We start from the raw sequence: 12,029 nt of genomic DNA on the forward strand, positions 1-12,029 counted from the left end.
TTGTATTCTAATTTAAATACTGAAATTAAACTCCTCCATGCAAGTGGGACAAAGACTTGATTTCCAGCTTCATATTATGCTTCTTCACGTGTTGGCAAAGGGTACTGTTTGCTTTTATTGTAACTCACTTTTTAAATCATCGTCACCAGCCTTTTACCTTTTCACAAAAACCTAAACCCGCTCTTAGTCCGATTGTTTATGCATTCGCAGCAGAGCATCCTTTCCACTCATCCCAGGCTGTACTCCTTTTTTACTTGCTTCTAGTGTAACATCTGAAAGGGGCGCATGTATTAATTCATCAATCGAACGAACTCCTAATGCTCTAGCAGCTACAATTTGTCGATGTGCTAATTTTTCATTTAATAACTGAACATCTAAAGCACCACACATAATATAACCAGTGTCCCCTGAAACCGTCATCAACTTCGTACCCGGTAACTCTACGGTTGTAGCCATAAATGTATAATCCTCAATGTGAACCGGCTTCAAGCTTATCATGCTGCTTTCCCCCTAAGCTTCTGGTCTCTCTGCATTCTATGCAGGCAAAACACGAACCGTGCAGAAGAAAAGGAGCTAATTACAAACGCGTTTTCACCACTGCCTGCGATGAAAGTATTCGCCTGGAGCGAATTAACATAGTACACTCCCTTAAAAAGAAGCAAACTTTTAGAAACCAACCTTAGAAAAAAGAACTGAAATCACTTTAGTGAATGGCGATTTAACAGTTTTGCCACGCCAATGGTCTATTTTCCTTCTCCATCACTCATCTTCATTAATTTGTTCGCCAATATATCTCTCATCATCTCCGGCATGAGGTATTCTTTCTGTTCAGCTTGTGCAAAGCCGGGGTACAAATAACCAAAAGTGAACATATCTGCTGTAGCTAAAGTGTACATCTTGTTCGATAGTAATGGTTCTCCCTGCATAGTGATGTCTGCCACTCTCTCACTATCATCATCAGCATGCACAATTTGCACCTCAATCCCAGAAAAGGCCATGCGACCAAGCTTTTCGCCCCGGAAGCCAAACCCCTTTAATTCAAAATGAATCATTCGTTTAGTAAAAGCAGCATGAATCGATTCTTTTAAGACGGCCCCAGACACCGTAAGTATACAAGGGTTTACAGGATGAGGGCAGATGCGGTGTATATCCATTCTTGTGACTGGGCCACTGGCTAAAGAGTCTAATAGCAAACCAGCATTTATCATTGCAAAGTCTGTCTCACACCATTCTCTTACTGCATCAACTAAAACATCTGCTAAAGGAGAAGGGTTTTCCCAGTCCACGGCCAACGGTTGGTCTAAGGTAGTAATTTTCTCCATCAATAATGTATCTGCCTGTTGTTCTTGTTCTTGCAAAATCTGCTTTGTCGTTTCATCTTCTTTAAAAGTCTTCATAGAAACCGTTCCGCCCTCTTTATTGACGATTTCTTTTGTATTGGTATCAATTAGTAAACGAACCTGGCCAGCATAAAAGGAATGCTTCCCTGCTTGTGCTATCAAGGTACCATCCACTTCCTGCGCCGTTTTCAATAAATGATGGGTGTGAGCCCCGAGAATAACATCAAGTTCTGAAAATCGCGCAGCCAGCATTTCATCCTGTGGGTAACCGAGGTGCGATAATAAGATAGTTACATCGCAAGTTTGCTTTAGAGTGGTTAAAATATCCGGCAGTACATTAGTAGGTTCAACTATATGCCAGCCAAGCTTTGTATAAAATGGAGTGAACGGTGCAGTTACAGCTGTGACACCTACTGTCAGCTTGGACTCTGGAAGCTCGATACGATCATAAGGTTTAGACCATGTGGGACGCATACCAGATTGGTCAAACAAATTAGCTACTAAGACTTGAAAGTTCGCTTCCTCATAAAGAGCATCCAGATCTTCCCTCGAAAAGGTTATCCCTTCATTATTTCCAATCGTTACATGGTGCACTGGTGTAGCATTCAATAATTGAACATTGCTTTTCCCTGCTGTCCCTTCTGTGACCGGGTGCACACGGTCAGCATGGTCACCAATATCAAAAAACAGCGCATCTTCATGGCGCTCGCGGTGTACATGTTCTCGCTCTTTAAAATAAGAAGCAACTTTTGGCCACTGTTCGAGATAACTATGTAAATCATTCGAATGATATATATAGACCGGATACAAGCTCACTGCATATCACCGCTTTCTCCCTCTTTACATCTTCTCCTTATGAAGAACCTGGTATTATTGCTTATTTTCTTTTTAATTCTGATAAAATGGAGCAAGTATTTAGCTCCGTGGAGGCTTTTGGCGCTGATGAAACGTGATAATTGACAACATTCAACAACTTTTTGGATTTAGCTCCCAGTCAAACCTTGCCAAATTAGACGGATCCCGGCAATGATCAAAAAGATTCGCAACAGAAAAATGAGTTTATCACTTTTCAACTGCTCATTAATAATAGCTCCAAGTTTTGCGCCAAACCATGCGCCAGGCACAAGTGCAAGTACATATAGCCATTCTACATTCCCAAGAATAATATGGGAGACAGAACTTACGATTGCCGACAATAAAATCATAAACATGGAAGTCGCCACAGCTAAATGGGGTGGAAAGCCAAAAAGCAAGATCATGGCAGGCACCATTAACGAACCGCCGCCTATACCAAACAGGCCGGAAAGCATGCCAACAAAAAAGGCAATCGCTATTCCAATCACTGGCGAAAAACCATATTCCACATGTTCATTTAACGTATTGATATATGAACGCCGTATGCCATTTTTAGATACTTTCAATGGGCGAAGCAAATGCCGAATCAATAATACAAATGATACAACAATCATGAACAACCCAAAATAAATAAGAAAGGGCTCTACTTCCAACCCTTGATTTAAGTATACTCCTATTAAAGCCCCAGGCCCACTCCCGGCAAAAAAGATCCAAGCAGCTATAAAATCAACTTTCTTCTGCTTTATGTAAGCTAACGTTGAAGAAAGGCCCGTAAATACCATAATGACAAGCGAAACGCCTACGGCTAGTTGAGGCGTGATCCCTGACAATAACTCTGTATATGCTCTCAACATCATAAGAGCTGGCACTATAATAATGCCACCGCCCAGACCAAGCAGACTTCCTAACATACCTGCTGCAAGACCAATGAAAATCAGTAATATCCATTCCATTTCCTTTTTTCCTTCCCGGTCTTTCCTTATGGATCCTCCCCATCAAATAAATTCAATTGTCGAGGGTTTAGGTTTTCATAAGAGATATTCGCTTTTTTTAAGAATGTTTTAGCGTTTGGAGCAGCATGGCCTCCTGAATTGTTGTTAAATATAACATACACATTCTGCCCTTCGGCTTCTAACTCCTTTACGTTCTTTATCCACTCTTGTGTTTCAGTTTCATTATAGTCATATAAGTAGCGTATTTCTCTCCATTTCTCCCCTGATGCAGGTTTACTCCAAGCTTCTTTATTTCTCCCATGAAGCCGAATTAAGGTCGTATTAGGATGAGTGGGATGCAAAACAGTTGGCACCGAGCCTTCCCCGATTTGTGGTTCATCCACGATGGTATGAATCCATCCTTCCTTTTTCATAAAAGCAAGGGTTCGCTCGTAGTTCTGAGCGTTAAACCAACTACGATTCCTGAATTCTAGCGCAAGTGGATATTCTCTCAACTGCTCTCTCATGAATCGCAGGACATCTACATGTTCTTTTTTACAATCAAACCAGGGAGGAAATTGACACAAAATCATCGCTAATCGGTCTGCTTCTATAAGTGGGAGGAGGGAGTCTTTAAACGATTCGTACATTTCTTGTTTTGAAACGTAGGGAATCTCTCCTCGTTGGTGTCCCGTCATGCCTTGATAGGCTTTAACTATAAATGAGAAACGGGAAGGGGTTTGCTTGATCCATTTTTCGAAAGTGCTTTGTGACTGGATAGCATAGAATGATGAATCCACTTCAACGGTTGGAAAGTGGCTGCTATATGCTTCTAGTTTATTACCTGCTTTCGTTCCGGCAGGATAAATTGAATCATGATCTCCCCATCCCGTCAATCCAACGTATATCATGAACTCTCTCCTTATTACAGTAACAGCTTTTCAGATAAAGTTGAAATTTAATTCGTTAGTAAAAAGTATACTCACTACTTTCCCTCATTAATAAGAGAAATAACCTTATACTAAAAAATTCAGGGTCTACTTACAGCTGTGAGGCCTTTCTCAGCAATACTAAAATGAGAGTAAAAAGCTTTACTTCCTTACTGTGCTACCAATTATGTAAATAAATTCGAATGAGAGAAAGCGAACTCCCGCAAGAGTTCGCTTTCCATAATGCATTCCATTTCAGCTTTAAAATTAACCGATAGATCCTTCCATTTCGAAACGGATAAGACGATTCATTTCTACGGCATATTCCATTGGCAATTCTTTTGTAAATGGCTCGATGAAGCCCATTACAATCATCTCTGTTGCCTCTTCTTCAGAAATACCGCGGCTCATAAGGTAAAAGAGCTGTTCTTCGGATACCTTTGAAACAGTTGCTTCGTGTTCAAGGGTAATATTGTTATTAAGAATTTCATTATATGGGATCGTGTCTGAAGTAGACTCTTGGTCCATGATAAGTGTGTCACACTCAATCTTTGACTTCGATCCTTCAGCTTTGCGGCCGAAATGAGCAATACCACGATACGTTACTTTTCCACCTTGTTTTGAAATCGACTTCGATACGATCGTCGATGAGCAGTTTGGCGCAAGATGGATTGCTTTCGCACCTGCGTCCTGGTGCTGACCTTTACCTGCAATGGCAATGGAAAGAATATTACCTTTTGCATTTTGGCCTTTCATGATAATAGATGGATATTTCATGGTAACTTTGGAACCGATATTTCCATCTACCCATTCTACCGTTGCATTTTCATCTGCAGTCGAACGCTTTGTCACAAGGTTGTAAATGTTTGGCGCCCAGTTCTGGATCGTTGTATAACGCGTGTACGCATCTTTTTTCGTGATGATCTCAACTACCGCACTGTGGAGAGAGTCCGTACCGTACACAGGAGCAGTACAACCTTCCACATAGTGTACCGAGCTTCCCTCATCGGCGATAATTAACGTACGTTCAAATTGGCCCATGTTCTCCGAATTAATACGGAAATAAGCCTGCAACGGCGTATCAACTTTTACACCCTTCGGCACATAAATGAAAGAACCGCCGGACCATACCGCAGAGTTTAAGGCCGCAAACTTATTGTCGGCCGGAGGAATAACCGTAGCAAAATGCTTACGGAAAATCTCTTCATCCTCTTTAAGCGCGGTGTCTGTATCTTTAAAGATAATCCCTTGATCTTCCAGGTCTTCTTGCATGTTGTGGTAAACCACTTCTGATTCATACTGCGCAGAAACACCAGCAAGATATTTTTGTTCCGCTTCTGGAATCCCTAGTTTATCAAAGGTGTTCTTAATTTCTTCTGGGACTTCATCCCAGGACTTTTCCGAACGCTCTGATGGCTTTACGTAGTACGTAATATCATCAAAGTGAAGTCCGGATAAGTCACCGCCCCACTGCGGCATCGGCATCTCATAAAATTTATCAAGCGCTTTTAAGCGGAATTCCAACATCCATTCCGGTTCTTCTTTCATTTTCGAAATGTCTTTTACAATCTCTGGCGTCAAGCCACGATCTGAACGATAAATGGAAACATCTTTATCATGAAAACCATATTTATATTCGCCAATATCCGGCATTTGTTTAGCCATGTGATAACCTCCTTAATAATGGTTGAGGAACAATCTGCACGATACCAATGGCTGAGTTCTCTCTTACTTCATCTCTTACATTTTACTAAGAAGACGTATTAATCTTCGTCCTCGTCTTCTTCCACATCTTCTCCGAGTCCCTTTTCCATCGCTTTCCATGATAAAGTTGCACACTTAATCCGAGCCGGGAATTTCGTAACGCCCTGCAGCGCTTCAATGTCTCCTAAGTCATACTTCTCGTCGTCATAATCTTTTCCTTGCATCATGTCTGAGAAAACCTCGGCGATTTCAAGGGCTTCTCCTACGGGGCGGCCTTTTACAGCCTCCGTCATCATCGAAGCGGAAGATAAGCTGATGGAACACCCTTCTCCAACAAATTTTGCATCTTGAATCGTGTCATCTTCTACGTGCATCTGCAACTGAATGCGATCTCCACATGTAGGATTATTCATATTAACAGTTACAGTTCCGCTCTCAGCTTCTCCGCGGTTACGCGGATTCTTATAATGATCCATGATCACTTGCCGATACAGGGTATCCAAGTCACTATGCGAAGACATCACCAAAATACTCCTTTGCTTTACTAAGACCATTGACTAACTTGTCAATATCTTCTTCAGTATTATATAAATAAAAGCTGGCTCGTGCTGTCGCTGTAACGTTCAACCATTTCATCAACGGCTGCGCACAGTGATGGCCTGCTCTAACAGCAATTCCATCTGCATCTAATACGGTAGCCAGGTCATGAGGGTGGACTTCCTCACTATTAAATGTAATCAGCCCGGCACGCTTTTCTGGACCGAACACTTCTAATCCCTCAAGTTCACTAAAGCGTTCCAATGCGTAATTTGTAAGCTTCGTTTCATGAGCAGTGATATTATCCATACCTATATCTTCAAGAAAGTCAATAGCCGCTCCAAGACCTATTGCTCCTGCTATTATAGGGGTTCCCCCCTCAAATTTCCACGGCAGCTCTTTCCAGGTCGATTCATATAGATCAACAAAATCAATCATTTCGCCGCCAAATTCAAACGGTTCCATCTGCTTTAAATGTTTTTTCTTTCCATACAGAACACCAATACCTGTTGGGCCGCACATTTTGTGAGCAGAAAAAGCATAAAAGTCGCAATTAAGGTCCTGCATATCCACTTTCATATGAGGAACACTTTGCGCGCCATCTACTACTGTTACCGCGTTGTGCTCATGTGCAATGGCTGTAACTTCTTTAATGGGGTTAACCGTTCCGAGTACGTTAGAAACATGCCCCATAGCAACAATTTTTGTTTTATCAGTAATGGTGTTTCTTGCATCTTCCACTGTTATTGTACCATCATTTTGCATTGGAATGTAATGGAGCTTGGCTCCGGTTGCTTTTGCCACCTGCTGCCACGGGATAATATTTGAATGGTGTTCCATCTGGGTTAGGACGATTTCATCGCCTTCAGAAAGATTGGCACGTCCATAACTATTGGCCACCATATTCAAAGCAGTCGTTGTCCCTCGTGTAAATATAATTTCCTCAGAGCGCTTTGCTCCAATAAACGTTTTGACTTTTTCCCGTGTGCCTTCATAGCCTTCAGTTGCCATAGTTCCTAATGTGTGCACACCCCGGTGAACATTTGAGTTATAGCGGCGGTAATAATCCCCCAATGCTTCAATAACAGGCAGCGGCTTTTGGGAAGTCGCTGCACTGTCAAGGTAAACAAGAGGATGACCGTTTACTTCTTGGTCTAAAACGGGAAACATGTCCTTCACGTTTTTAATATCCATTAAAGTACTTTCCTTTCAATTAACGCAGAAAGTTGATCTTTAACCGCCTGAATTGGAAGCTCACCAACCACCGGCTCTAAGAAACCGTGGATGATAAGGCGTTCTGCTTCCACACGAGGAATACCACGGCTCATCATATAAAACATCTGCATCGGGTCAATTTGACCAACAGAGGCAGCATGGCCTGCTGTTACATCATCTTCATCAATAAGCAAAATCGGGTTTGCGTCTCCTCGTGCTTTTTCACTTAACATGAGTACACGCTCCGTCTGTTCGCCATGAGATTTTGTGGCATTTTTTTCAATCTTTGTGATTCCATTGAAAATAGAAGTAGCTCGATCTTTCATAACCCCGTGCTTTAAAATGTAGCCTTCTGAGTGTTTGCCATAATGAACGATATCTGTCGTAAAGTTTTGCGTCTGTTGATTGCGTCCGATAGAGACAGTCTTCGTATCAGCATAAGAACCATCGCCAACAAGATAGGTCATATTTTCTGATACAGTTGACCCCTCATTCATTTGGCCCAAGGCCCACTCTAATTTTCCGTCTTTGGCTACATGGCCGCGGCGGTTAACGTAAGTGAGCATACCTTCTTCAAAATTATCTACGGCCCCAAAAGAAAGATGAGCGCCATCGCCTACGTAGACTTCAGTCAGCACGTTCGATACAGCCTTTTCTTCCTTTTCAAAAGACGCATAGTTTTCCAAGAAGGTCGCTTTACTATTAGCTTCAGCCACCACAATTACATGATTGACCAGGCCGAGCTTAGGATCTTTCTGCCAGTTTACTGTTTGCAGTGGAGCTTCTACTTCCGTATTTTTAGGAATGTAGACAAATGTGCCGCCGTTTAAAAAGGCAAGATGAAGAGCTGTGAGCTTATGCTCTATATCTTCAAAAGCCGCTCCCATAAAGTACTTCTTCACCAAGTCGCTATGCTCACTTACAGCAGTAGCAAGATCAGTAAAGATAACCCCTTGCTCTTCAAGCTTTGCACTCACTTGGCTATAGATCGGCTGGCCATCTTGAAAAACCAGCAAGTTTTGTTCCTCAGAACTTGTATCAACCAACTTTTGCACATCTTCATGCAATTCATTCAGATTTTGAATGGCAGGAACCTCACCAGCATCATATTCAAACGTGGAAAAATCCCATTTTGAAATGTTTGTTTTGTCCGGCTTTGGTAACTCTAGCTGATCAATCTGTTTTGCTGCGTTAAGACGTTTATTTAATAACCATTCAGGTTCATTTCTTTTTTTCGAATATTCCTCTAATGCATTCGCATCAATCGATACGTTTGTTTCTACAGACATGTTTTACACCCTCCTACACTACGCTTGTTGTTGTTGCCCTACACGCTCATCTTCTATGCCAAGTTCTTCTTTAATCCACTCGTAACCTTCAGTTTCAAGGCGCTTAGCAAGTTCAGCATCACCAGATTTCACGATGCGCCCTTGCATCATAACGTGGACTTTGTCTGGAGTAATGTAGTTTAACAGGCGCTGATAGTGCGTGATGATAAGACCGCCAAACTCAGGACCGCGCAAGTCATTGATACCTGTAGAAACAACTTTCAATGCGTCAATATCTAAACCAGAATCAATTTCATCTAGCACTGCGATCTTTGGTTCCATCATAAGCAGCTGCAAGATTTCATTGCGCTTCTTTTCTCCACCGGAAAAGCCTTCGTTCAAATAACGTTGGGAGAAGGCTTGGTCCATTTCAAGCGTCTCCATTTTTTCTTCCATTTTACGAATAAACTTCATAAGAGAAATTTCATTGCCTTCTTCACGTTTTGCATTGATCGCAGAACGCATGAAGTCAGCATTTGTCACACCGCTGATTTCGGATGGATATTGCATGGCCAAGAATAAACCTGCCTGGGCACGCTCATCCACTTCCATTTCCAATACATCTTTACCATCTAAATGGACAGACCCTTTAGTGATCTCGTATTTTGGATGGCCCATAATAGCTGAAGCAAGGGTGGATTTCCCTGTCCCATTCGGTCCCATAATGGCGTGAATTTCACCGCCATTAATCTCAAGGTTAAACCCTTTGATAATTTCTGTACCGTCGATCTCTACGTGTAAGTTCTCAATCTTCAAATTTGGTGCTGACATAATCCATACCTCCATTTATTCGTTTAGAAAAGCTCATCTCCAGCTTACGAAATAAAACAAGCTTCTCTTATAGTGTCGCATTCGAGAATCCACTGTTTCACTGTGCATCAGTTTATTGACGCACGGTTCCATTCTCAATCTATTCTCATTCTTATTTTAAAACAAATCCAATGTGAGTTCAAGCCGTCCGCCAATGATAGATCTTCCTTGCGACAGACATTACTACAAAGGGCAAAAATATATGCCCTACCCATTTTCCCTGAAAGTACTTATTCTGTCCAGTTTGTTGAACTTCGTCACTATCTTTTTCTATTTTAAGCTTTTATAACCAGTTTGTTCAAATACGAATTCTTTTTCTCATGAGTCGTTTGCTTATGAAGTAATTATAATTTGAAAGGCTAAAGGCCTTACAGGGAAGGTGGCTGGGATGTATGCACTCGTATTTGTGTTTTGTTTAACGGTGGTTCCTTTGCAGGCGAATGGCACAGTTCCGTTTTAAAATCAATCTATTGGTGTGTTTCAGCCTCACATACTCTGCTAAAACTGCAAAGCTGCTTACAAACCACCTCATGAACCTGCTTTGCCGAAACAAATAAAAGAAACCATGTCTGAAATTTGGCAGACATGGCCTCACACTATTATTCTTTCTTATATTAAACAATCGTTCCTATTAATGTTACGGGCGGTTTTGAAACTCTGCTGCTAGCTGACAGCTTGCATAGTATTCTTTTTCTCGGCTACGTTCCACGTGCAAGCGAGTAGCTAAGCATTGATCGTATACCGCAAAACCAATTCCGTGTGCTTGGTGCATTGCTTTTTCCATTTCACCAGTTACCGTCGATTCAATCCTATGGATAGAAAATCAACCCTTTCAGTTTATTTTACATGCTCTACTTTAGCACGTTGAATTTTTTCAGACAAAAAGGGTTTGTTGTTAAATTTTCTGACAATAAGGAAAGAATTACCCTGCACATCATTGTTAGATATGAGAGTGACGATTTCTGGCATATTCTCTTACATACTTTAGATTTCATTGCAAACAAGAACGTTTATTCGCATTTAATGAGATTGATTTCCTCCAAACGTTTGCATTGCTTCCTGAACCACGGTCACGGCCTGACTCATTGCAGCTCCGCCCCCAAACGCACTTGCCACGCCAATTGTTTCTAGCAACTCGTCCTCTGAACAGCCTTCATCAAGACTTCCTTTGGTGTGATAAATCATACAATATTCATCTTGAGCCTCGATGCTTACTGCCAAGGCAATCAACTGTTTAGTCTTTTTGGAAAGCTTACCTTCTTTGAAGCATTCATCCGTAAACGCTTTGTACTGTTTAGCAAGCTTTGGCATCTTATGCTCCAAATCTCCCATGCCTTCCTTATAATCGTGCAATGCTTCTTCCACAAAAGATTGACCTTGTTGATCGTTTGTCATTAACGTCTCCTCCTCACACAGCATTACTCATAGCATGAAACAATACAAAGAAAAGTATGTAAGCAAAAGAAAAGCCGACCGAGAATATCCGGTCGACTTTTGCCCAAGAACTGCAGGCTACTTATTTATTCACTTACAGGTACTACGGCGTTTTCATACTCTTCAACAATGAAATCTTGAACGTCCTCAGAGCGCAGCACCTCAACGAGTGTTTGAATCTCTTCGTTGTCCTCATCGCCTGCTGGCACTGCAATGACATTTACGTGCGGGTTGTCCAATTCAGTTGATTCTGTAGCAATCGCATCTTCCATCGGATTTAGATCATAATCAATCGCGTAGTTTGAATTGATGAGAACAGCATCTCCTTCGCCTTGTTCATACGCAGTTGGAAGTACCGCTGCTTCTACATTTGCTTGAAATTCCAAGTCACGTGGGTTTTCTTCAATATCATCAACTGTAGCATCCACATCTACACCTTCAGCTAAGGTGATTAGCCCTTCTTCTTCTAACAAGGTAAGAATGCGGCCATGGTCTGCCACTGAATCACTCATAATAATTTCAGCACCGTCTGGAAGCTCATCAAGTGAATCGTATTCTTGGCTGTATACACCAATTGGTTCAATGTGAATACCACCTGCATGTTCAAACTCATAGCCGTGTTCCTCAATTTGGTCCTCTAAATAAGGAATATGTTGAAAATAGTTTGCATCTAGTTCCCCTTCGGCTAGATACTCATTAGGAAGAACATAATCGTTAAACGTTTCAATTTCCAACTCAATGCCTTCCTCTTCAAGTGCGTCCTCTGCATATTCAAGAATTTCAGCATGCGGAACGTTCGAAGCCCCAACCGTTAATGTTTGAGTCTCTTCGCCTTCTCCACCTGATTCTTCTCCATCTGTTCCACAAGCTGCCAACACCAAGGCAGCAGTTCCTGTTGTTGCAAGCAGTGCTAATTTCTTCATTTTATATTCCTCCTCTAGTTAA

12 protein-coding genes are annotated in these 12,029 nt (G+C 41.7%); all 12 read right to left on the bottom strand.

Features of this window, described 5'->3' with window-relative positions; all coding sequences use genetic code 11:
• Positions 1-183: 183 nt before the first annotated feature.
• Entirely contained in the window at positions 184-498 is a 315-nt protein-coding gene (locus tag D469_RS0102890; RefSeq protein WP_018921862.1) for a YunC family protein, read from the bottom strand.
• 245 nt (positions 499-743) lie between these two features.
• On the bottom strand, positions 744-2,156 hold the full coding sequence (locus D469_RS0102895; RefSeq protein WP_018921863.1) for a bifunctional metallophosphatase/5'-nucleotidase: 1,413 nt from the start codon (positions 2,154-2,156) through the stop codon (positions 744-746).
• A gap of 167 nt (positions 2,157-2,323) precedes the next feature.
• On the bottom strand, positions 2,324-3,148 hold the full coding sequence (locus D469_RS0102900) for a sulfite exporter TauE/SafE family protein (protein WP_018921864.1): 825 nt from the start codon (positions 3,146-3,148) through the stop codon (positions 2,324-2,326).
• 26 nt (positions 3,149-3,174) lie between these two features.
• Positions 3,175-4,038 carry a DUF72 domain-containing protein gene (locus tag D469_RS0102905; protein ID WP_018921865.1) on the bottom strand — a complete coding sequence of 288 codons (864 nt, stop codon included), beginning with the start codon at positions 4,036-4,038 and terminating at the stop codon, positions 3,175-3,177.
• Positions 4,039-4,323: 285 nt separating this feature from the next.
• The gene (sufB, locus tag D469_RS0102910) at positions 4,324-5,721 is read right to left on the bottom strand and encodes a Fe-S cluster assembly protein SufB (RefSeq protein WP_018921866.1); all 1,398 of its coding nucleotides are present in this window, start codon (positions 5,719-5,721) and stop codon (positions 4,324-4,326) included.
• A gap of 98 nt (positions 5,722-5,819) precedes the next feature.
• Positions 5,820-6,281 (bottom strand): Fe-S cluster assembly sulfur transfer protein SufU, encoded by a 462-nt coding sequence (gene sufU / locus D469_RS0102915; RefSeq protein WP_018921867.1) that lies wholly within the window; start codon positions 6,279-6,281, stop codon positions 5,820-5,822.
• Entirely contained in the window at positions 6,268-7,491 is a 1,224-nt protein-coding gene (locus tag D469_RS0102920) for a cysteine desulfurase (protein ID WP_018921868.1), read from the bottom strand. Before D469_RS0102920 ends, sufU begins: the two co-directional genes overlap by 14 nt.
• Positions 7,491-8,801: a Fe-S cluster assembly protein SufD gene (sufD, locus tag D469_RS0102925; protein WP_018921869.1), complete on the bottom strand. Its 1,311-nt coding sequence runs from the start codon at positions 8,799-8,801 to the stop codon at positions 7,491-7,493. Before sufD ends, D469_RS0102920 begins: the two co-directional genes overlap by 1 nt.
• A gap of 18 nt (positions 8,802-8,819) precedes the next feature.
• A complete protein-coding gene (gene sufC, locus D469_RS0102930) occupies positions 8,820-9,611 on the bottom strand; it encodes a Fe-S cluster assembly ATPase SufC (RefSeq protein WP_018921870.1) in 792 nt (263 codons plus the stop codon).
• Between the two features lie 676 nt (positions 9,612-10,287).
• Positions 10,288-10,434, bottom strand: a complete 147-nt coding sequence (locus D469_RS22830; protein ID WP_018921871.1) for a YuzK family famiily protein — start codon at positions 10,432-10,434, stop codon at positions 10,288-10,290.
• A gap of 236 nt (positions 10,435-10,670) precedes the next feature.
• On the bottom strand, positions 10,671-11,045 hold the full coding sequence (locus tag D469_RS0102940) for a carboxymuconolactone decarboxylase family protein (protein ID WP_018921872.1): 375 nt from the start codon (positions 11,043-11,045) through the stop codon (positions 10,671-10,673).
• A gap of 125 nt (positions 11,046-11,170) precedes the next feature.
• Positions 11,171-12,007: a MetQ/NlpA family ABC transporter substrate-binding protein gene (locus D469_RS0102945; RefSeq protein WP_018921873.1), complete on the bottom strand. Its 837-nt coding sequence runs from the start codon at positions 12,005-12,007 to the stop codon at positions 11,171-11,173.
• Positions 12,008-12,029 lie beyond the last annotated feature (22 nt).

This window comes from Salsuginibacillus kocurii DSM 18087, from assembly GCF_000377705.1.
GTDB lineage: Bacteria > Bacillota > Bacilli > Bacillales > Marinococcaceae > Salsuginibacillus > Salsuginibacillus kocurii.